This window comes from Burkholderia sp. ZZQ-2, assembly GCF_050768715.1.
GTDB lineage: Bacteria > Pseudomonadota > Gammaproteobacteria > Burkholderiales > Burkholderiaceae > Burkholderia > Burkholderia cepacia.
Genome location: NZ_LDVA01000211.1, coordinates 1 through 22099 on the forward strand (window position 1 = coordinate 1; position 22099 = coordinate 22099).

Below are 22099 nucleotides of genomic sequence, written 5' to 3' on the forward strand. Positions count from 1 at the left end.
GGTGCCGCACGTGCCGCATGCCGGCGCGCCGGCGGCACGCCGTATTCGATCGTCAGACCTGTCATGCTCGACTCCTTGCAATGACGCGCCGCGGCGCGCTACGCGACCCACGCATGGCGTTGCCGGTCGATGCGCGTGAACGGCGCCGGGTCGATCCATGCGCGCGCATCGAAATCCTGTTCGAGAAAACCCCACTCGACGAGGAAGTCCTTGAACGCCACCAGCCCGTCGATCGACGTCTGCGCGAGCCCCGTCTCCAGATGGCGATGCACGTCCGCGCCGTACGCATAGCGCACCCATTCGTCGGACGCGCGCGTTTCGCGGCCGATATAGGCCACCGTCTCCGCCGGATGACGCGCGGCCCAGTCGCCCGCGCCCACCACGACCGACAGGAAGCGGCTCACGAGATCGGGGCGCGCGTCGATCAGTGCGCGATCGACGGTCAGCGTGCGCGGCGTGCCGTTGCCGATCCGCACCAGCGGATCGGGGTGCGCGCCGAGATCGATGACCACCTGCGCGTCGATCAGGTGCACGGTTTCGAGCCCTTCGACCCCTTTCACGAACACCGCGTCGACCTCGCCGCGCACGAGCGCCGCGATCTCGATCCCGTACTCGTGCGGGCCGCGCGTAAACGATGCCGGCCCGGTGCGGCGTACGCGTTCGTCGGGCAGGTCGACCCATTCGGCGTCGCCGTGCCCGAGCCCTTCCAGTTCGAGCGCGCTCAGGAAACCTTTCAGCGCGGCCGCGCGCCAGAAGTCGATGCTGATCGGATGGCGCGGCAACCCGAGCCGCCGGCCGCGCAGATCGCGCACGGTGCGGATGCCGCGATCGGGCAGCGTGACGATCGCCTGGAACTCGTTGGTCCACGACAGGCCGATCACGCGCGTATCGGCGCCGCGTGCCCGCGCCCACAGCGCCGGAATGTTGCCGCCCTGCCGGAACGAGGACGGGAGGCTGTGATCGAAGTGCGATTCGCGCTTGCCGGCGTCGGCCGTTTCCTGCAGCGAATGCAGCGCGATGCCGTCCGGCCCGAACTCCTCGTCGAACCAGCCGCGGTGCACGGCGATGCCGAGCGCGGTCGGCACCGGGCAGCGCGTGTACCAGAGTGCGTCGCGGGCCGTGGCCTGCGCAGCGAGTGTCGTCATGGTGAATGTCCTTGTCGTTGGAATGCGGGGGAATGCCGTTGCGCTCATGCGCCGGCCACGCGCAGCGCCGCCTGCGTGCCGCGCGCGTTCAGCGCGCCGTCGACGAGCGGCAGCACTTCCTCGCCCACGCGGTACGCCTCCTCGAGATGCGGGTTGCTCGCGAGGATGAACGTCGACACGCCGATATCGACGTATTCCGCGAGCCGCTCGGCCACCTGCTCGTGGCTGCCGACGATCACGCAGCCGGGGCCGCCGCGAATCTGCGACATCCCGGCCCACAGGTTCGGGCCGACGATCAGGTCGTCGAAGTGCTGCGTGTTGCCCTGGTGCAGCGCGAACTGGCGTTTCGCACCGACCGATTCCGACGACTCGCCGCGCCCGCCGAAGCCGTTGCGCGTCGCGTCGCCCACCGTCGCGAACATCTGCCGCAACTCGGCCCACGCCTGCGCCTCGGTCTCGCGCGCCAGGATGTCGATGCGCATGGCGAAGCGCAGGTCGCGCTCGGCATTCTGGCGATCGAGCGCGCGGCGGGCCGCATCGATCACCTCCTTCTGTTTCGCGAGCGGCTCGCCCCAGCTCAGGTGCACGTCACCATGCTTCGCGGCGACCGCGAGCGCGGCATCGCTCGCGCCGGCCAGGTAGATGCGCGGCGGTTTCTGGCCGCTCAGCGGCGGCAGCAGGCCGCCGCCTTCGACGCGGTAGAAGCGTCCGTCGAACGTGAACGGCTCGCCGGCCGCGACGCCCTTCACGACGTCGAGGAATTCGTCCGTACGCGCATAACGGCTGTCGTGATCGATGAAGTCGCCGTACGCGCGCTGGTCGGGGCCGCCGCCGCCCGTCACAACGTTCCACTCCACGCGGCCACGGCTGATCCGCTGCAGGCTCGCGGCCATCTGCGCCGCGTAGACGGGATGCACGAAATGCGGCTGCAGCGCGATCAGGAGCCGCAGCCGGCGCGTCTCGCGCGCCAGCGCGGCCGCCACGACCCACGGCTCCTCCGTGAAGCGGAAGATCGGGATCAGCGCGCCGTGGAAGCCGGCGATATCGGCCGCGCGCGCGACCTGCGACAGATAGTCGATGTAGCCGAATTCGTCGTCGTCGACTTTCGGCGCGACGCGCGATCCGCGCTGGCGGTTCCATTCGCCGCGTGTATGCAGGTCGTGTGCGCGCCGGCCGTCGCCATGCATCGGCAGGCGCCACAGAAATTCAACAGCCATCGGGATTCTCCTGGTCGGGCCATTCGGATTGCGTGCGGCATCGGCGTGCCGCCCGTGTGCTGCGCTGTAAAGCACGCGGTGTGCCAACCCGCCCGACGCGACACCTGCGCGGCCGCCTGCAAACCTGCGCGGCGCCTTGCACGCCGGGCGTCGACGGCAACCGGATCACACCCGCCCGGCCGTGGCCGGCACGGTCGCGACAGGCCCGTGCCGTGCTGCTGCATCGGCCGCACCGCTGCTGCGCGCGCAACAGCGGCCCACGCGACTGTTGCTGGCGCAACAGGCCATGCATCGGCACACGCATCGCCCTTTCCGCGCGACGCCCGCACCGCGTGCGGCCGCGCCGTTTCCGTTCACTGGCCCGGAACTTGCAACGCTGACCGGCCCGCGCGTGCGCACCGACACCGAGCGGCACCGCGCGCGACCGCGCTTCGACCATGCTTACGCAGAGAGGGAATCTCACACATGACAGACAGGCCCGATTCGTCATCGGACAAGCAGCAGACGTTCTGGTACGCCCGATCGCCCGTGCCGACCCCGCTCGGCATCGCCGTGCATCTCGGCTGGCTCAACGGCGAGACGTCGGCCGACGGCGTCGCGATCCGCTCGCCGCGCGGCGCCACGCGGCACGACGTGTCGTCGATCAGCGACCACACGCTGACGCAGTCGTTTCGCCAGGGCGGCAGCATCCCCGCGATGTGGGCGCGCTCGAACGGCGCGAACACGCGCGTGATCGGGCTGTCGTGGGTCGACGAATCGCAGTTGATCCTCGCGCGGCCCGAGTCGGGCATCCGCTCCGTGAAGGCGTTGCGCGGGCGCCGCGTCGCGATCCCGAGCCGCCCCGACGACCGCATCGACATCTTTCGCGCGTCGGCGCTGCGCGGCTTCGTCAACGCGCTGAGCCTCGACGGGCTGACCACTGCCGACGTCGAACTCGTCGACGTGCATGCACGCACGCTGCAGGCCGTCGGGCCGGCGCGCGCGGCGGACCTGTTCGCGTCGCCGCACGGCTTCTCGAGCCGCGCGCTGTACGCGGCCGAAGCCGGCGCGCTGCTGCGCGGCGAGGTCGACGCGATCTACGTGAAGGGCTCGACCGGCCTCGAGATCGCGCAGCTGATCGGCGCGCACGTCGTGATCGACATCGGCTTTCATCCGGAGCGCTCGATCCGCAACAACAACGGCACGCCGCGCCCGCTGACCGTCAACGCGGACGTGCTCGCGAACCATCCGGACATCGTCGCCGGCTTCCTGAAGCTCGTGGTCGCGGCCGGCGAATGGGCCGGCACGCATCCCGACGAAACCGCGCACTACGTGGCCGGCGAAACCGCGTCGTCGATCGACTGGGTTCGCGCCGCATACGGCAACCAGTTGCACCGGCACCTCGGCGTCAACCTCGACGACGAATCCGTCGCGGCGCTCGACGACTTCAAGACGTTTCTGCACGACCGGGGTTTTCTGGAAGCCGACTTCGACGTCGCCGACTGGATCGACCCGCGCCCGCTCGCCGACGTGCTGCGGCCGTCGCGGCAGAAACGCGCGTGAGCCACTGAGTGAGCCCCCGCGTGAGCCTCTTTTCCGCCCACTGATCCCGACCATCATGAAACACACGCTCTCCCTCGCTTCGCTGCGCCGCCCGCTGCGTGCGCTGTTCGCCGCGCTGCCGCTTGCCGCGGCATCGCTCGCCGCACCGGCTGCGCACGCGGACGATGCGCCCAAGGTGGTGCGAATCGCCGTCGTCGCTTATTCAGGCGGCGGCAAGACGCAGTACGCGGGCGCCTCCGCGCTGATCGACGCCGACAAGTCGCTCGAGAAGGCGCTCGCCGCGCGGCACGTGAAGCTGCAATGGGTACCGGTGTCGACCGCGGCGGTCGGCACGCTCGTCAACGAGGCGTTCACGAACGGCAGCATCGACTTCGCGGGCTACGGCGACCTGCCGTCGGTCGTCGTCAACGCATCGGGCACGCATACGCGCCTGATCGTGCCGGGCGGGGTCGGCAGCAATACGTATCTCGTCGTGCCGGCCGGCTCGAGCGCGAAGTCGATCGTCGACCTGAAAGGCAAGCGCATCGCGCTCAATCGCGGCCGGCCGTGGGAAGTCACGTTCAGCAAGCTGCTTGCGGAGAACGGGCTGAAGCTGTCCGACTTCAGGATCTACAACCTCGACCCGCAGGCCGGTGCGGCAGCGGTCGCGGCCGGCCGCGTCGACGGCTTCTTCACGCTGTCCGACGCGTATTCGCTCGTCGACAAGAACGTCGGCAAGATCATCTGGTCGACCAAGACCGCGCCCGACGACTGGAAGATGCGCGCGGAACTGTGGGCATCCGACGATTTCGTGCGGCGCTACCCCGACATCACGCAGCTCGTCGCGACCGCCTACGTGCGTGCCGCGCACTGGATCTCGCAGCCGCAGAACCGCGATGCGTACGTGAAGATCCTGAGCGCGTCCGGCCAGCCGGAAAGCGTCGTGCGCCGCGAATACGCGGACGAATCGACGCCGTGGAAGGAGCAATGGACGCCGCTCTTCACGCCCGCGCTGACCGGTCACTACCGCGACGTCGTCGCGTACAGCCGCCAGGCCGGCCTGACGTCCGCGCCGGTCGACGTGAACGCGCTGCTCGCGCCGACGTTCGTCGCAACCGCGCTCAAGCAGCTCGGGCTCGACGGCTACTGGCGCGCAGACACGGCGCGCGTCGCGAGCCGCTGATGCCGATGCACGCCCTCGCGTCGAACGGCGCACGCGCGATCCGCCTGCCCGGCGTCGCGCGGCTCGGCGGGCTCGCGCTGTGGTGGGCCACGCCCGTCGCGTTCGCCACGCTGTGGTGGCTCGCGAGCGCGCAGCGCTGGTTCCCGCCGCAGCTCGTCGTGCCGCCCGGCCGGCTCGCGGCGACGCTGCGCACCCTGCTCGACACCGGCGAACTGCGCGACAACCTGCTGATCACGCTGCATCGCCTCGCGCTCGGGTTCGCGATCGGCGCGACGGGCGGGGCCGCGTTCGGCATCCTGCTGGCGCGCAGCCGGCTGTTCTCCGACTACCTGCGGCCGACGTTCGACCTGCTGCGGCAAGTGCCGACGCTCACGCTGATTCCGCTGCTGATCCTGCTGATCGGCGTCGACGAGCCGCTGAAGCTCGTCGTCGTCGGCAAGGCCGTGTTCTTCCCGGTCGCGCTGGCCGCGTACACGGGCGTGCACGACGCGCCGCGCGACCTCGTCGAGATGGCGCGGCACTACGGGCTGGACCGCTTCGCGCTGCTGCGCGACGTGCTGCTGCCGGCCGCGCTGCCGCCGCTGCTGACCGGCGTGCGGATCGCGCTTGCGCGCGCGTGGCTCGCGCTCGTCGCGGTCGAGCTGCTCAGCGCCGACAGCGGGATCGGCCAGATGATGGAACTCGCGCGGCAGATGCTGCGGCTCGACGTCGTGCTCATCGACGTCGCGGTGATCGGGCTGATCGGCTTCGCGATCGACCGGTCGATCGCGCTCGTGCAACGCTACGCATTGCGCTGGCAAACGCCCTCGCGCTGACCTGACTGGATACGCTTCGAAATGACGCTCGCCATACGCTCTCTCTCGCTTACCCCGCTGCGCCGCCGCGCGCGCGGCCTCGTCGTGCCGGCCCTGCTGGTGGCCGCATGGCAGTTCGCGTCGTCCGGCGACGCGGCCCATCAATACGCGTTCGTGCCGTTGCAGCAGGTGGGCGCCGCACTCGTCGAACTCGCCCGCAGCGGCGAACTCGCGACCGATCTCGGCGCGAGCCTGCGCCGCACGACGCTCGGGCTGGGGTTCGGCGTCGCGTTCGGGCTTGTATTCGGCGCGGCGATGGCGCGCTCGACGCTCGCGCGCAAGCTCGGCGAGCCGGCGTTCCAGGCATTGCGCTACGTGCCGCTGCTCGGGCTGATTCCGCTGCTGAGCCTGTGGGCCGGCACCGGCGAATTCGCGAAGGTGCTCATCATCGCGCTCGCCGCGTTCTACCCGATGACCACCGCCAGCTTCGACGGGCTGCGCCGCGTCGATCCGCGCTACGTCGAACTGGCGCAGTCGTATCGCCTGACGCGCATCGGCCTGTGGCGCGACGTGCTGATTCCCGGCGCGCTGCCCGACCTGTTCGCGGGCGTGCTGCAAGCCGTGCCGTTCGCGTGGATCACCGCGACCAGCAGCGAGCTGCTGTTCAACGCGGGCGCGGGGGTCGGCAGCCTGATGCAGAACGCGCAGGCCGGCGCGCGCGCCGACGTGCTGCTGGTTTGCGTGCTGGGGGTGACGGCGCTCGCCGTCGGCATGAGTGCGCTATGCGAGCGGATCGCGCAGCGCGTGCTGCGCTGGCGCGATCACGCCTGACGGCGCAACCGCGCGTCGGCGTCGCCTCCGTCACCCGCGTCGCGCGGCTTCAGGATGCCGAGCTGCGCGAGCCGCGCACGCACGATGTTGCGCGACTGGTCGAGCAGGCGCGACATGCGCAGCTGGTTGTGCTCGCTGTAGTCGAACACGCTGCGGTAGACGGTGTCCTCGATGTGCTGCCAGAGCGACGGCGTGCCGAGATCCAGCAGCTCGATCACCGCATGGCGCAGCGCATCGGTCGCCTCGGCCACGTCGCGCGCACGGCGCGGCGGTGCCGCCGCCGGGGCGCGCGGGTCGTCGGCATCGGGCGCGAGCGACAGCGCGGAGAATTGCAGGTCGCCCACATCGATCGCGCCACCCGCGCAGATCAGCACCGCGTGGTGGATCACGTTCTCGAGTTCGCGGATATTGCCCGGCCACGCGTGCGCATGCAGCCGTGCGCGCGCGGCGTCCGTGAGCGTCGGCGCGGCGACGCGCAGCCGCTTCGCATAGGTGTCGATGAAGTGCTCGATCAGCGGCGCGATGTCGCCGAGGCGCTCGCGCAGCGGCAGCAGGCTCAGCTTCACGACGTTGAGCCGGTAGTAAAGATCCTCGCGGAAATTGCCCGCGCGCACCGCGGCTTCGAGATTCACGTTGGTCGCCGCGACGAGCCGCACGTCGATCTTCACGGTCTTGCGCGAGCCGACCGGCGTCACTTCGCGCTCCTGCAGCACGCGCAGCAGCTTGACCTGCGCGGACAGCGGCAAGTCGCCCACCTCGTCCAGAAACAGCGTGCCGCGATTCGCGGATTCGAACCAGCCGGGCTGGCTGTTGATCGCGCCGGTAAACGCGCCGCGTTCGTGGCCGAACAGCTCGCTTTCGATCAGCGTCTCGGAGAAGGCGCCGCAGTTGACCGCCACGAACGGGCCGTCATGGCGCTCGCTCAGCGAGTGCACGAGGCGCGCGATCAGCTCCTTGCCGGTGCCGCTCTCGCCGGTGACGAGCACGGTCGCGTCGCTCGGCGCGACGAGCTGGATGCGCTCGAGCAGCACCCGCGATTTGGGATCGTCGAACGTCAGCGCCTTCGCACGGATCGTGATCGCATGCGAATTCGGGTCCGGCAAACTGAAGATGGCCATGGCACGACCGGCGTGTTGAACGGGGAAGGTTCGACGATAGCAAGGCGCGCGCCGGCCACGAACCAATTCATCGAGCTATCGGTATGACGGCGGCCGGATTGCGCCGGCCGCCGCGCGAGCGCACGCGATGTCACGCGAGACCGGTCATCTTCCATTGCTGCTCGAGCGCGCCCGGCCCGAACTCGAGCGAGCCGCCGAGCGGCTCCGCGAGCGCCTGGAAATACGCGGCTTCCTCGAGGATCAGGATGTACTTCGACACGTCGAGGATCGATTTTCCCCAGAAGGTTGCGCCGCCGTTCGCCTCGATGATCGCCGGTACCTCGGGGGCGCGGCGGATCGTGTCGACGATGAAACGCGGCTCGCCGGGACGACGATCGACGTACACCGGAATCTCGCGGGCGCGCGTGTAGCGCGCGGCCGGCGCATAGCGGATCGGCAGCGGGCGATGCGCGCTCGCCCATGCGCCGAGATACGGGCCATGCACGTGGATCACGACACCGACGTCCGGCGCCTCGCGGAACACGTCCGCATAACGCGGCCCGTTGCCGCCCGCGCGCGCGTCGCCATGCAGCACGTCGCCGTCGAACGTCACGACGACCGGCTGGATTTCCTGCGAGGCGGCCCACGGGCTCGGCGCCGACAGCGCGACGACGAGCTCGGTGCCCGGCACGCGCTGGAACGCCTGGAACGTGTTGGTCGCGGACAGCGTGCGCGTGTCCTTCAGCACGCGTGCGGCCTGCGTGAATTCGCGCGCGGCACGCTCGACGAATGCCACGAGTTCGCCGCTGTCGATGGTTGGGGTGACGGACATGAGGATGGTTTCCTTGATCGGGTGGACGGAGGGAGTCGCAACGCAGCGTCGCGACACACGCCGACCGGATCAGCAGCAATCGTGCCAGCCGGGCGCGCTCGCATCGAACGCCCGCGCCGCGGTGCGGGCCGGTCATGCACGACGCCCGCGGCACGATCCATGCACCTGCCTTTGTTGCGGGAGCAACAGCCCGCCGGCCCGGATTGCTGCGCGACGCGCAGCCGGCGCATGCGTGCGACACACGCGGTACGACGCAACGGCCCGTCGCGCCGCGCGCCGCGCACGCAACGGATGCACTGGTTCGAAACTTGCGTCGTGCTCGGCCCGCGCCATGCACCGTCCGGCGCTTCCGATCCGATCTCATCGACCTCCATCCGACCATGACGCTCCTCCCCCTGCGCGGCTGCGCCGCGCGCGCACTGCTGGCTTCGGCGCTCGCCGTATCGTCTTTCCTCTCGCACGCGGCTTCGCCCGGCCGCGTTCCCGCGCCCGACCCGCTGCAGGGCGACGGCCGCGTGTCCGCGTTCTACACGTGGGACCGCGACATTCCGGCGACGCCCGGCGCGCTGCTGCGCACCGAGCCGCTGCCCGCGACGCTCGGGCTCGCGAGCGCAGCGCGCCAGTTGCGATTCCTCTATGCGTCGACCGACGGTGTCGGCGGTCACACGCCGATCGCCGTGTCGGGTGCGCTGTTCGTGCCGCGCGGCACGCCGCCCGCCGGCGGCTGGCCGATCGTCGCATGGGCGCACGGCACGTTCGGGATGGCCGACATCTGCGCGCCGTCGTGGTTCGGCCGCTCGTATCGCGACGTGCGCTACCTGAACGCGTGGCTTCAGCAGGGGTTCGCCGTCGTCGCGACCGACTATCAGGGGCTCGGCACGCCGGGCCCGAATCCGCAGCTCAACAACCGCTCGAACAGCTACACGCTGCTCGACAGCGTGCGCGCGGTACTCGGCGGCGTGCCGGGCCTCGCGAACGAGGTCGTGCTCGTCGGCCAGTCGCAAGGCGGGTCGGCCGTGTTCGCGGCGGCCGGCTACGCGCCCGCGTATGCGCCCGAACTCGCGATCCGCGCGACCGTCGCCACCGGGACGATCTACAACGCATCGCCCGCCACGCTCGCGTCGCTGCCGAAGTTCGACAGTGCCTACCGGCGCGATCCCGAGCGCGTCGATCCGACACTCGCGTACCAGTTCTACTCGGTGCTCTCCGCCCAGCAGATCGACCCGTCGCTGCGCGCCGACGAAGTGCTGACCGACCAGGCGTTGCCGATCCTCGAACAGGCGCGCATCGGTTGCCTCGCGTCGCTCGAGGACGATGCGGCGCTCGCGCACCTCACGCATGCGAACACCGTGAAGCCCGGCGGCGATGCACGGCTGAAAGCGTGGTGGGACGCGTACCTGACGTACCCGACGCTGAAGATCGCGACGCCCGTCTTCATCGGCGCGGGCGCGGACGACGGGCTCGCGCCGCTCGAACTCGCGCTCGCGAAGGACGCGTGCGCGGCGGGCACGACCGTCGAAGCGCACCTGTATGCGGGCCGCGAACACAACGGCACCGTGAACGCGTCGCTCGCCGATTCGATCCCGTTCGTGAAGCGCGTGCTCGCCGGCGAGACGATCCACCCGGTCTGCACGCCCGCCGCGCAGCAGGCCGTGTCGCGATAACGCGCGCCGCGCGCTTTGCACGCCGGCGCGAATGCATTTCCGAATCCGTTATTGGATCGCGCCGCCGCGCATTTTTATACTCGTCAGCACTCTCTTCCAAAGAGTGCCAGCCAATCTCGACAGAACAGCACAGGACGAACCTATGAGCCTACGCCCCTTGCACGACCGCGTGATCGTGAAGCGACTCGACCAGGAAACCACCACCGCGTCGGGCATCGTGATCCCCGACAGCGCCGCGGAAAAACCCGACCAGGGTGAAGTGATCGCCGTTGGCCCCGGCCGCAAGGATGCGGACGGCCAGCGCATCGTGCCCGACCTGCAGGTCGGCGAGCGCGTGCTGTTCGGCAAGTACGCGGGCCAGGCCGTCAAGCTGGACGGCACCGAGTTTCTCGTGCTGCGCGAGGAAGACATCGTCGCAGTCGTCAACCAGTAACGGAGCGCAATCATGGCAGCGAAGGAAATCATTTTCAGCGACGTCGCACGGGCCAGGCTGACCGAAGGCGTGAACATTCTCGCGAACGCGGTAAAGGTCACGCTCGGGCCGAAGGGCCGCAACGTCGTGCTCGAACGCAGCTTCGGCGCGCCGGTCGTCACGAAGGACGGCGTGTCGGTCGCGAAGGAAATCGAACTCGCGGACAAGCTGCAGAACATCGGCGCGCAGCTCGTGAAGGAAGTCGCGTCGCGCACCAGCGATGCGGCCGGCGACGGCACCACGACGGCCACCGTGCTGGCGCAGGCGATCGTGCGTGAAGGCCAGAAGTACGTCGCGGCCGGGCTCAATCCGCTCGACCTGAAGCGCGGCATCGACAAGGCCGTCGCGGCGGCCGTCGACGAGCTGAAGAAGATCAGCCGTCCGACCACCACGAGCAAGGAAATCGCGCAGGTCGCGACGATCTCTGCGAACGGCGAGGAATCGATCGGCCAGCGCATCGCGGAAGCGATCGACCGCGTCGGCAAGGAAGGCGTGATCACCGTCGAGGACGGCAAGTCGCTCGCGGACGAGCTCGACGTCGTCGAAGGGCTGCAGTTCGATCGCGGCTACCTGTCGCCGTATTTCATCAACAATCCCGACAAGCAGATCGCCGAGATCGAAAGCCCGTACATCCTGCTGCACGACAAGAAGATCTCGAACATCCGCGACCTGCTGCCGGTGCTCGAACAGGTCGCGAAATCGGGCCGGCCGCTGCTGATCATCGCGGAAGACGTCGAAGGCGAAGCGCTCGCGACGCTGGTCGTCAACAACATCCGCGGCATCCTGAAGACGGTGGCCGTGAAGGCGCCCGGCTTCGGCGACCGCCGCAAGGCACTGCTCGAAGACATCGCGATCCTGACCGGCGGCCAGGTGATCGCCGAGGAAACGGGCCTGACGCTCGAGAAGGCGACGCTGGCGGAACTCGGCCAGGCGAAGCGCATCGAGGTCGGCAAGGAAAACACGACGGTGATCGACGGCGCGGGCGATGCGAAGAACATCGAGGCGCGCGTGAAGCAGATCCGCGTGCAGATCGAGGAAGCGACGTCGGACTACGACCGCGAGAAACTGCAGGAACGCGTCGCGAAGCTCGCGGGCGGCGTTGCAGTGATCAAGGTCGGCGGTGCGACCGAGATCGAGGTGAAGGAGAAGAAGGACCGCGTCGACGACGCGCTGCACGCCACGCGTGCGGCCGTCGAGGAAGGCATCGTGCCGGGCGGCGGCGTCGCGCTGATCCGCGTGCGGCAGCCGATCCGCGAACTGCAGGGCGTGAACGCCGACCAGAACGCGGGCATCAAGATCGTGCTGCGCGCACTCGAGGAACCGCTGCGCCAGATCGTCACGAACGCGGGCGAGGAAGCAAGCGTCGTGGTCGCGAAAGTCGCGGAAGGCTCGGGCAATTTCGGCTACAACGCGCAGACGGGCGAATACGGCGACCTCGTCGAGTCGGGCGTGCTCGATCCGACCAAGGTCACGCGCACGGCGCTGCAGAACGCGGCGTCGGTCGCGGGGCTGCTGCTGACGACCGATGCAACCGTGTTCGAAGCACCGAAGGATGCGGCACCGGCGGCTGCGCCGGGCGGCCCGGGTGCGGGCGGGCCGGGGTTCGATTTCTGACGACCCGACGCGTATGCCGGTTCGCCGGCATGCGCGACCGGCACGCACAGCGAAACGCAGGCAACGCGTGGCGACGAAAGTCGTCACGCGTTTTTTGCATGGGGCTGCGAAAACGGGCGGCGTGCCGGCCCGCTGGCGCGCTCGGGTAAGATGAACGCCCGTCCGCCGCCCCGCCGCCCACGCCATGCCGACCGTACAAACCATTCTCGACGACTATGAACGCCTCGGCTGGACCGGCAACGATCCGATGTCGCGGATGCTGGCGCTGCGGCGCGACAACCCGGCGGCACTCGCCGACCTCGTGATCGCTTCGTTCGATCGCGAGCTGTCGCATGCGACCTTCCTCGACGCCGCACTCGACCTGATGGACGACACCGCTTTCGCGAACGTCACCGCCGCAGCGTGGCAACGCGTCCGCGACGGCGCATGGAACACGCGGCTCGCGAGCGTGTTGTCGAGCGCGGCAATACAGGCGCCGCAGGTATTTGCCGGTCACTGGGACGTGTTTCTCGACGTTGTGACCGCGAAGCGGTCGCCGCACCTGTACTACGAGGACAACGCGTGGCGAATGCTCGATCCGGCGACGATCGATGCATGGCGCGGCCGGCTTGCCGAGCCCCCCTCCGGCGACGACGCGATGCGCGAACGCGCCGTCGCGCTGCTTCATTCGCGACACCCCGCGGCCGTTCGCGACGCGGCGGCGCGGCTGTTTTCCGACGATCCGGGCAAGTACGCCAACTGGCTCATGTCTGCCGGCTATGCGCAGGAACATGACACGTTGTGCGCGCTGCATGGCGAGTCGCCGCTACACATCGACTTCGGCCCGACGCTGCGTGCGCCGAGGCTCCGCGAGATGCCGAAGTGGAAACGCGAGATTGACGCGCATCACCCGACCTGGCACGCACGCGATTCGCATCGATCGGGCGCGCGCTTCGGCGGCGTGTCGACGCATCGATGCGGCCTGTGTCACGAGCCGCTGCATCGGTTGCTGACGCTACCGCAACCCGCGGCAGCCGGCATCGACAGCGCGACGCCCGTATCGTTCGACACCTGCCTGTCGTGCGTCGGCTGGGAGAGCGACGGCCCGCTGTTCCACCTGCACGACGACGCAGGCAACGCCTGCGCGCACCCGTCCCAGCAACGCGACATCGCGATCCAGCCCGAGTATCCGGCGGCCGCGTTCGTGGAGGCCGACGTTGCGCTCTTCGCCGCACCGGCACGCTGGACACGGCAGGACTGGGGCGAATCGAACGGCCGGCAGAACCTGAGCCGTGTCGGCGGCGCGCCGTCGTGGGTACAGTCCGCGTGGTATCCCGACTGTCCGGATTGCGGCCGCAAGATGTCGTTCGTCATGCAGCTCGATTCCGGCCTCCCGCAAACGGACGGCGGCGAATGGCTGTGGGGCAGCGGCGGCGCGAGCTACACGTTCTGGTGCGCGCCGTGCCGCACCAGCGCGCACCTCTGGCAGTGCACGTAGCACGCACCGGCCACGCAACCTTTACGACCTTTTTACTTGCGGCCGCGCGTGCGTTCACTAGAATGTGTTCGCAATCGATCCATCACCGAGTACGCACCATGCGCATCCGAAGTCCTCGCCCTCCGAGTTGCTTTTCTGCCTGACAGGCAGGACGCCTGCGTCTCTCTTTTCCCGAGCCACCGTCCTGCCAGCAGGCGGACGGTGCGCGCCGTAGTCATTCCCGTGCACGCTTGAACACGACGTCGATGCGTTGATCGCGCGTCGTGCGGGCAAGCGTGTTCCCGCGGAACATCCCTTGCAACGTCGCGCCATCGATCCGCCAGCCCGGCAACGATCGCCTGGCATGCCCGCATCCGGCATGTCGATCCGGTCACATTGCTTTGCATCCCTGATTTAACCCACTGAAGTTCCCGATACCGGAGCCCGGTCATGTTCGAGATCGACAAGCAGTACACCCGCGAATTCATCCACACCGCCTGCGGCGGCAGCAAGCAGGCGTTCCTGCCGACGAAGAACGGCAAGGTCGTTGCCGCCTGCCTGCGCACGGACCTCAACCCGCATGCGCCCGACGTGATCCTCTGCGACGGCAGCGCGTCCGCGCGCGCGGCCGGCAGGACGCTCGCCGCGCAACGCGATGCGATTCCGGTGTTCATCCGCATGGCCACGGACGCTTACCGCTTCGTCGGTCGGTACGTCGTCAGCGAATCGCTCACCGCACCGCTCGACTGCGCGCCTTACGTGCGCAACAGCGGCTTCACGCCCGGGCAGATCTCGCGCGTGCTGAAGCTCAAGCGCTGCTGACGCGCGCAGCGCGCGCCTTTCCGGTCGCCTTTCATCAAGGAGCAATCATGCTTGGCCTGACGTTCTGGAAACACGTGATCGGCACACGACCCGATGCCGCCCGCGACGATCGCGCAACGGCACTCGGCCGCCACCGCGTGCGCTCGAGGACGCTGGTGCTGACGAGCGCCGCGGTGGCATTTGCGGCGATCGCGTTCGGTGCGCCAGTCGTCGGCATTTCCGTGTTCTTGCTGACGACGTTGCCGTTCGTGCTGTCGGGTACCTGACGATGTCCTTGTCGGGCACGCGGCGGGCGCCAGCGCAATCGATACGAAATTTTAATGCGGCGCCCCCGCGTCTCTGACACCGTCTTTACACGCTTTTGTCTAGGATTTCCCTGTCATCCCGACACGGAGAGATCCGCATGCAAACGCAGCAGGCCGCCATCGGCGGCCAACCCGACCTTCCCTACCGACGCGGCGGCGCAACGTTCGCGACCCGGCTGGCCGACGCCTGCCCGCCGGACAACATCCTGCTCGACGTACCGGTCGAAAGCGCGATCCAGTTGTTCGACCTCGTCGCGCGCTATATCGAGCGCAGCAGCGGTGTGTCCGCGGAGCGGATCAGGACCGAACTGACGAAGCGCGAGCAACTCGGCTCGACCGGCCTCGGCCAGGGCGTCGCGATTCCGCACGCGCGTGTCGCCGGCCTCCGCTCGGCCATCGCGCTGTTCGTTCGCGCGCAGTATCCGTTCCCCTTCAACGCACCGGATCGCAAGCCCGTGCGCGAATTCATCGCGCTGGTGCTGCCGCAGGAAGACAACCGCGCGCACCTCGAACTGCTCGCCGACGCGGCGCGCTGTTTCAGCGAACGTCCGTTCCGGCAGTCGTCGCGCGACGCGCTGACGCCCGACGAGATTCACCAGCTGATGCAACGCACGTATTGATGCCGTCGTGGTGCCGCGTCGTGCGGCAACACGCACTCCCTTCATCCATCCGGATTCCCATGTTCCCAGACCCTGAAAGCTCCCCCCTTACGTCGCATCGCGTGGCCGGACTGGCGCGCTCGCTGCCGTTCATGCAGGCCCTGCACGGGCAGACCGTCGTCATCGTCGACGGCGGCACCGCGCGCGACGCACGTGCCCGCCACGCCTTCGCGCAGGATGTCGCGCTGCTCGCGCTCACCGGTGTTCGACCGATCATCGTGCAGGGCGTGCCGGCCGCATCCGGTACGCAATCGATCCACGCCGTTCATGCGGCGATGGCGGGCATCAATCATGAACTGGTGCGCCTGATCGGCGGTCACGGCGCCAAGGCGATCGGCATCAACGGCCACGACGGCGGCCTGCTGGTGGCGAGCGCCCATTCCGACGGCACCGACACGAGCGCGGTCGCCCGCTTCGACGGCACGGCGCTGAACGCGTTGCTCGAGAACGGGCTGGTGCCCGTCGTGATGCCGGTCGCCCCGGACGACGCAGGCCATGATCACCTGCTGCGCGCGGAACAGCTCGGCAGCCTCTTCGCGCAGCGCACCGGCGCCGTCACGCTGGTGATGATGGTCGACAGCGCGCTGCTGCGCGAACTCGGCGAGCTCGCCGGGCTCTATGGCATCACGGAACTCGAGCAATGGCTGGCCGAGCATCCGGCCGCAACCGCAGCGCCTTGCGTGCGGGAAGCGCTCGATGCGCTCGCGCACGGCGTGCAGAACGTCCATCTCGCCGATATCGGGCAACCCGAATCGCTGATCGACGAACTGCTGACGGAGGAAGGATCGGGGGTCGTGTTCTGCCGGCGCGGCAACACCGACCTGCTGGCGGAAACCCGCCGCTACTTCGCGGATTCGGCGAGCGTGCTGCGCGACGGCTTCAACGTCGAGCAGAAGCAGGTCGTGCGGTTCTGAATTTTGCAGCAGAACCGCTCGCGGCGCGGTGCGCAGTGCCGTCAGAACATCTGGCGCAGGCCGACGGCAGCCCCGACGTTGTTGGTCCTGCCGATCTGGTCGACCTTGCCGGTGAGCCGGTTGGTGGCACCCGGATAGTCGGCCGCGAACGCGCCGTTGCCGCGCGAGAAATCGACCGTGCCGTAGACCTCCGTATGCTTGGACAGCGCATACTCGGCCAGCACGGTCGCCGAGTAGTTGATCCCCGAGCCGAGCGTGCCGTCGAGCCGCTGCGCATTGCGTGCGTGGCCGTAATAGCCGGCCACCGTGATCAGCAGCGGCGCGGTGGCCTGCCAGTTGGCGCCGACGTAGAACGTGTCGTCGATGCGGTTCGGGCTCCCGCCGCTCAACGCCGGTGCGCCGGCCTGCTGCATGTTGAAGTCGGTCGTGCCCGTCTTGTCCTGGCCGTGCAGCCAGCCGGCCAGCAGGCGGACGGAGGGCGTAACCTGATACGCGCCGCTCACGTGCAGAAAGTTCACCTTCGCGCCGTTGGTCGCACTGCCGTTCACGGACGATACCGAGGTCTGCTGGAAGCCTGCGTTGATCGACGCGGGCCCTTGCGCGTAGGTGAGCTCGACGCCGTACGTGCTGTCGAGGCCCATCGCACCGGCATGATTGCCGAAGCCGTAGATCGCATCGACGCTGAACCCGTTGTACGTGAATGCGTACTTCACCGAGTTTGGCACCGTCAGGTAGTTGCCAATGCCGTTGTACGCCCAGCTGTCCTGCCAGTAGTCGCCGACGGTCATCGGATCGAATACGTCGCCCATCGTGTCGTACACCGGCGCATACTGGTTGCCGAACGTCAGCGTGCCATATCGGCTGTTCGACAGGCCCACGTAGGCCTGCCGGCTGAACAGCGTGTTCGCGACGTGCAGCTTGCCATCGCCCAGCTCGAAACCGTTCTCGAGACGGAAAATCGCCGACAGCCCGCCGCCGAGATCCTCGCTGCCGCGCAAGCCCCAGCGGCTGTGCGTTTCCGGGCCGACCGTCATTCCGATCAGGTCCTTGCCGTCAGGGCCGGCATTCGTCTGATAACGGATCGCCGTATCGACGAGGCCATACAACGTAACCGAACTCTGCGCGAACGTGCACGATGCTGACATGGTGAAAGCGGCGCCGATACAACCGGTGACAACGGTGCGTCTCATGAAAGGCCTCCCTGGGCAATTGATTTTGTAAGCAGTCCGATAGCATTCGTGGACGGACGCCATTACTGCGAACGGGAGAATAATCGGCCATATTCGCGGCACCTATTACCGCTTCTGGATTGGACCTTTCCAGCGTCGTCAACAATCGCTGTCGTGCACGATGCGGCGGCCCGGCGCGATCGAGATCCGCTGTCGCGGCACGCCGGACGGCGGGCAAATCACGTTCCGCCCCAATGAATCGCGCCGTGTCGAAGCGCGGCACCGATGGTTCGATGCCCGGCTGTCGGAGCATGGCCACGGCGCGCAGAGCGGCAACGATCCCGACACGGTGCGTCCTTCGCGACCCGATGCGCCGGCGTCGAATCAGGCTCGGGCGGCATCGATCCGGAATACCGCGATCGTCGCTTCCAGCTGCCCCGCCTGCGCTTTCAGCGCCGCCGCCGCTGCCGATGCCTGCTGCACCAGCGCGGCATTCTGCTGCGTCACCTGATCCATCTGCGCGACGGCCTGATTGACTTGCTCGATGCCCCGCGACTGCTCGTCGGACGCGGCGGTAATCTCGCTCATCAGTACGTCGACCCGTCGCACCGACGCCAGTATTTCCGTCATCGTCCCCGTCGCGCGATCGACCTGCCGTGCGCCGGTGTCGACGCGCCTGAGCGAATCCGTGATCAGTTCCTTGATTTCACGCGATGCCGCGGCACTGCGCTGGGCCAGCGAGCGCACTTCGCCCGCCACGACCGCGAACCCGCGCCCCTGTTCGCCGGCCCGGGCCGCTTCGACCGCGGCGTTCAACGACAGGATGTTGGTCTGGAAGGCAATGCCTTCGATCACCGTGATGATCTCGGCGATCTTGCCTGACGATTCCGACAGCCCCCGCATCGTCCTGACGACCTCTTGCGCGGCCTGATTGCCCTGCTCGGTCAGCAGCGCCGCGTCGCTCACCACCTGGCTGGCCTGCTTCGCGTTCTCGGCGTTCTGGCGAACCGTCGACGTCAGCTGCTCCATGGACGCGGCCGTCTCCTCCAGCGACGCGGCCTGCTCCTCGGTCCGTTGGGACAGATCCATGTTGCCCTCCGCGATCTCCCGAGCGGCGGCGTCGATCGCGTGCGAGCCGTTCTGCACCGCCCGGATCGTCTGGAGCAGTTCGCCCTGCATCGTCTGCAAGCCGGTCAGCAGTTGCCCCATTTCGTCGGTCGAATGAACCTCCACCCGGGTCGTCAGGTCGCCTTCGGCGATGGCGCCGAAATGGCCCAGTGCGTTCGCCAGCGGCGTGCCGATCGCCCGTTGCAGCGACCACCATGTCAGCGTGGCCGCCCCGAGCGCGACCAGGCTCCCGGCGAACGCCATGGCGATGAACCAGTGGAAGCGTGCCTGCGCGGCATCGAACGTCGCCCGCGAAGCCGTGATCTGGAGCTGCCCGAGCGCATCCATGGCGTCGGACGCGTCGATGAACAGCGACGGCGGGATGCGTCGCCAGACTTCCGGAATTTTGGCCGCATCATGGGTGGCTATGACCTCGAACATCGGCTCCAGCCCGTTGTCGACCAGCGCCTTGAACTTGCTGCCGGCGTCGGCCGCGCGGCGGGCCTCTTCGGGGCCGGAGAACGGCAGCGCACGATAGGCCTCCCATGCCTTCCTCGATGCGGCCAGCATGTCGCGGGCCACACCGGTTTCCTGCGGAACTTCGTCGCTGGCCGGATCGAGCGCGATGCGATACAGCCACAGGCGCGTCCTCGACAGCGCGACATTCGCCTGCCCGAGCGCCTCCGACGAAGCGAGCCGTTCGGAATAGAGCGTCTTCACGTCGTTGTTTCCGATTGCCATGCCGACCACGCCGATGATGCCGCCGACGACCAGCAATACTCCGAGAAAACCCATCGCCAGCGCCAGACGGGTGCGAATGCTGAAATTCTTGATCATGGTCAGGAGAGCGTTGAGCACGCCGCCGGTGCATGCGACGCATGCGCGTGAAACCAGTCGGGTACGGCACGTGCAAGGTCGACTTCCCGATAACGACCAAAGTGACGCCGGGATTAACGCAGAATCCGTAACGGACGTTTCCGGAAGCGGCGAGTTGTGATCCGCGCAAGTCCGTGATAGCGAGGTGTGCAACGCTTGCACGCCGAATCGTCCGATGAATATCCAGGTGCCCCGGACGCTGGCGGGCGCACGTGTCGCGTGATGGCATGCCAATGCGCCCCTGCGCTCACGTCGGGCTGCTTTCGACCGTGCGCGCTGCGTACCGGCTTCCACGCAGATTGATCTGGATAACAAACCATTCAGCCGCCCTGCCCGAAGCGCGCCGATCATGCCTTAGCCGCTCGGCGAGCAATCAACCCGCAGGACCGCTGATCGCCAGCGTCCTGCTGCGCAGCCTGGCCGGGCCATGCCCGAACTTCGTGATCGCCACGTCGACCGCGATCGCGCAGCGCCGCGCCGGCGGGATGCCAGGCGCAAGGCACGGCGCAATGGCGCTCCCGTCAATGCGCCGGTTGCCGATCCGGTGCCAGGCCGTGCTCGATACGACGGCCGGGCTATGGAGGATGGGGCGCGACGGATGGATGCTCACGGAACGTCGAGCGGCGCGCCATGCCCGCATCGCCACGCAAATGAGGCCGCTTGCGACATCCCGTTGCCGGGCGCCACAAGCGGCCTCCTCGCAGACGGCATGCGTCAGCGTCGCGTCGCCAGCCTTCTCACGACGCTCACCAGCGCGTCGACTTCGTCGCACGTGTTGTAGAACGCGAGCGACGGCCGCACCGTTGCCTCGAGCCCGAACCGCCGCAGGATCGGTTGCGCGCAGTGGTGCCCCGAGCGCACCGCGATGCCCTCTTCGTTCAGTGCCTGCCCGACTTCCTCGGTCTCGTAGCCCTTCAGCACGAACGACAGCACGCTCGCCTTGTCGCGCGCGGTACCGACGAGGCGCACGCCCGGCACCGGTGCGAGCACGCTCGTCGCATACGCGAGCAGGTCGTGCTCGTAGCGCGCGATGTTCTCGATGCCGACCCGGCTCACGTAGTCGAGCGCGGCACCCAGCCCCACCGCATCCGCGATGTTGCCGGTGCCGGCCTCGAACCGGTTCGGCGGCGGCTGGAACACCGTGCGCTCGAACGTCACGTCCGCGATCATGTTGCCGCCGCCCTGCCAGGGCGGCATGTCGTCGAGGATCGCGCGTTTGCCGTACACGACGCCGATCCCGGTCGGCCCGTAGATCTTGTGCCCGGAGAACACGAAGAAATCCGCATCGAGCGCCTGCACGTCCACGCGCATGTGCGAGATCGACTGTGCGCCGTCGACGAGCGCCTTCGCGCCCGCCCGATGCGCAAGCTCGACGATCTCCTTCACCGGCACGACCGTGCCCAGCGCGTTCGACACCTGCGTGACGGACACGATCTTCGTGCGGTCGTTGAGCAGCTTCCGGTATTCGTCGAGCAGCACCTGCCCCGAATCGTCGACCGGAATCACGCGCAGCTTCGCCCCCTTGAGCGCGGCAAGCTGCTGCCACGGCACGATGTTCGCGTGATGCTCGAGGTTCGACACGATGATCTCGTCGCCTTCGCCGACGTTCTGCACGCCCCACGACTTCGCGATCAGGTTGATCGCCTCGGTCGTGCCGCGCACGAACACGATCTCGTCCGGCGACGATGCGCCGATGAAGCGCTGCACCGTTTCCCGCGCATGCTCGTACGCATCCGTCGCGCGGCCGGCCAACGCATGTGCCGCGCGGTGGATGTTCGAGTTCTCGTGTGCGTAGAAGTATGCGAGACGGTCGATCACGGCCTGCGGCTTGTGCGTCGTCGCCGCATTGTCGAACCACACGAGCTGCTTGCCGTTCACGCGCTCCTGCAGGATCGGGAAATCGCGGCGGATCGCGTTCACGTCGAACGGCGGGTGCGCGCCGCGATACAGCTGGCCTTGCGGCTCGGCTGCGTGCCTATCGTCGATGAAGTAGCGCGGCACCTCGCTGCCCGATGCGCGCGACGCCGGCACGTCGCGATGCACGGCGAGCAGCTCGCGCAGCGCGTCGTCGCCCGGCAGCCCGAACGCTTCCGGCGACGCGAGGCCGCTCGACGGCACGACGATGTCCTGCGGCGTCGCCTGCCAGCCCTGCAGCGAACCGTCGGTGAAGTAGTACGGCGATGCCTTCGCCGCGCCATCCGGCGCCGGCGCATTCACTTGCGGCACGCCGAGCGCCGCGCCGCCGACGCGTGGTTCGAGCGCGGGCGCGATCGACACGGCGTTGTCGGGCAACCCGTTCTGCGCGGCCGCATGCGGCGCGAGCGCCGGTGCGCGGTTGCCGAGCGACAGCACGTGGGTCGGTGCGGACGGCGCGAGGTTCGCGCCGGGCACCTTCCCTTGCGGGAGCGCGAGACCGGGCAC

19 protein-coding genes and 1 pseudogene are annotated in these 22099 nt (G+C 68.4%); 13 read left to right on the forward strand and 7 right to left on the reverse strand.

All coding sequences use genetic code 11. From position 1 onward, the window contains the following. Positions 1-98: 98 nt before the first annotated feature. Complete coding sequence (locus tag ABY44_RS14520) at positions 99-1145, reverse strand: ABC transporter substrate-binding protein (protein ID WP_060171435.1); 1047 nt, start codon at positions 1143-1145, stop codon at positions 99-101. 44 nt (positions 1146-1189) lie between these two features. Further along, entirely contained in the window at positions 1190-2362 is a 1173-nt protein-coding gene (locus tag ABY44_RS14525; protein WP_060171438.1) for an LLM class flavin-dependent oxidoreductase, read from the reverse strand. Positions 2363-2827: 465 nt separating this feature from the next. On the opposite strand from ABY44_RS14525, the gene ABY44_RS14530 reads away from it, so the two are divergent. From ABY44_RS14530 to ABY44_RS14545, 4 genes are read left to right on the forward strand one after another with little or no spacing between them, the layout of a single operon-like run. Further along, complete coding sequence (locus tag ABY44_RS14530) at positions 2828-3904, forward strand: ABC transporter substrate-binding protein (protein WP_059692909.1); 1077 nt, start codon at positions 2828-2830, stop codon at positions 3902-3904. 55 nt (positions 3905-3959) lie between these two features. Continuing rightward, positions 3960-5066, forward strand: a complete 1107-nt coding sequence (locus ABY44_RS14535) for a PhnD/SsuA/transferrin family substrate-binding protein (protein WP_027790745.1) — start codon at positions 3960-3962, stop codon at positions 5064-5066. Continuing rightward, positions 5066-5881: an ABC transporter permease gene (locus tag ABY44_RS14540; protein ID WP_060171440.1), complete on the forward strand. Its 816-nt coding sequence runs from the start codon at positions 5066-5068 to the stop codon at positions 5879-5881. The genes ABY44_RS14535 and ABY44_RS14540 overlap by 1 nt, the downstream gene beginning before the upstream one ends. Before the next feature lie 21 nt (positions 5882-5902). After that, positions 5903-6691, forward strand: a complete 789-nt coding sequence (locus ABY44_RS14545; protein ID WP_060171442.1) for an ABC transporter permease — start codon at positions 5903-5905, stop codon at positions 6689-6691. On the opposite strand, the gene ABY44_RS14550 is transcribed toward ABY44_RS14545, so the two are convergent. Together ABY44_RS14550 and ABY44_RS14555 are read right to left on the reverse strand one after the other, a co-directional pair. After that, complete coding sequence (locus ABY44_RS14550) at positions 6682-7809, reverse strand: sigma-54 interaction domain-containing protein (RefSeq protein WP_059687577.1); 1128 nt, start codon at positions 7807-7809, stop codon at positions 6682-6684. The genes ABY44_RS14545 and ABY44_RS14550 overlap by 10 nt on opposite strands. A gap of 130 nt (positions 7810-7939) precedes the next feature. Next, entirely contained in the window at positions 7940-8620 is a 681-nt protein-coding gene (locus ABY44_RS14555; RefSeq protein ID WP_060171445.1) for a class II aldolase/adducin family protein, read from the reverse strand. A 380-nt stretch (positions 8621-9000) separates the two neighbouring features. Here ABY44_RS14555 and ABY44_RS14560 point away from each other — a divergent pair, with 380 nt between their 5' ends. The 8 genes from ABY44_RS14560 (at position 9001) to ABY44_RS14595 (ending at position 16526) form a co-directional block, all read left to right on the forward strand. Next, positions 9001-10284 carry a lipase family protein gene (locus tag ABY44_RS14560; protein ID WP_060171700.1) on the forward strand — a complete coding sequence of 428 codons (1284 nt, stop codon included), beginning with the start codon at positions 9001-9003 and terminating at the stop codon, positions 10282-10284. A 142-nt stretch (positions 10285-10426) separates the two neighbouring features. Continuing rightward, positions 10427-10717, forward strand: a complete 291-nt coding sequence (gene groES / locus ABY44_RS14565) for a co-chaperone GroES (RefSeq protein ID WP_027790739.1) — start codon at positions 10427-10429, stop codon at positions 10715-10717. 12 nt (positions 10718-10729) lie between these two features. Further along, positions 10730-12370 carry a chaperonin GroEL gene (gene groL / locus ABY44_RS14570; RefSeq protein ID WP_431641356.1) on the forward strand — a complete coding sequence of 547 codons (1641 nt, stop codon included), beginning with the start codon at positions 10730-10732 and terminating at the stop codon, positions 12368-12370. Between the two features lie 184 nt (positions 12371-12554). After that, a complete protein-coding gene (locus ABY44_RS14575; RefSeq protein ID WP_060171447.1) occupies positions 12555-13847 on the forward strand; it encodes a hypothetical protein in 1293 nt (430 codons plus the stop codon). Positions 13848-14276: 429 nt separating this feature from the next. Beyond that, complete coding sequence (locus ABY44_RS14580) at positions 14277-14648, forward strand: DUF6697 family protein (protein WP_021156747.1); 372 nt, start codon at positions 14277-14279, stop codon at positions 14646-14648. Positions 14649-14695: 47 nt separating this feature from the next. After that, positions 14696-14914 (forward strand): hypothetical protein, encoded by a 219-nt coding sequence (locus tag ABY44_RS14585; RefSeq protein WP_021156746.1) that lies wholly within the window; start codon positions 14696-14698, stop codon positions 14912-14914. A gap of 137 nt (positions 14915-15051) precedes the next feature. Beyond that, complete coding sequence (locus ABY44_RS14590; protein WP_060171449.1) at positions 15052-15573, forward strand: PTS sugar transporter subunit IIA; 522 nt, start codon at positions 15052-15054, stop codon at positions 15571-15573. 59 nt (positions 15574-15632) lie between these two features. Continuing rightward, the gene (locus ABY44_RS14595; protein WP_060171451.1) at positions 15633-16526 is read left to right on the forward strand and encodes a hypothetical protein; all 894 of its coding nucleotides are present in this window, start codon (positions 15633-15635) and stop codon (positions 16524-16526) included. Between the two features lie 41 nt (positions 16527-16567). Here the strand turns inward: ABY44_RS14595 and ABY44_RS14600 are convergent, their stop codons facing one another. Next, positions 16568-17716 carry a porin gene (locus ABY44_RS14600; protein WP_060171452.1) on the reverse strand — a complete coding sequence of 383 codons (1149 nt, stop codon included), beginning with the start codon at positions 17714-17716 and terminating at the stop codon, positions 16568-16570. A 363-nt stretch (positions 17717-18079) separates the two neighbouring features. Then, positions 18080-19639 carry a methyl-accepting chemotaxis protein gene (locus ABY44_RS14605; RefSeq protein ID WP_060171455.1) on the reverse strand — a complete coding sequence of 520 codons (1560 nt, stop codon included), beginning with the start codon at positions 19637-19639 and terminating at the stop codon, positions 18080-18082. Positions 19640-20067: 428 nt separating this feature from the next. On the opposite strand from ABY44_RS14605, the pseudogene ABY44_RS14610 reads away from it, so the two are divergent. Next, positions 20068-20172: pseudogene (locus ABY44_RS14610) on the forward strand (lysine transporter LysE); the annotation flags it as partial. Between the two features lie 220 nt (positions 20173-20392). On the opposite strand, the gene ABY44_RS14615 reads toward ABY44_RS14610, so the two are convergent. Continuing rightward, on the reverse strand, positions 20393-22099 hold a 1707-nt coding region (locus ABY44_RS14615; RefSeq protein ID WP_431641358.1), incomplete at its 5' end, for a family 2A encapsulin nanocompartment cargo protein cysteine desulfurase.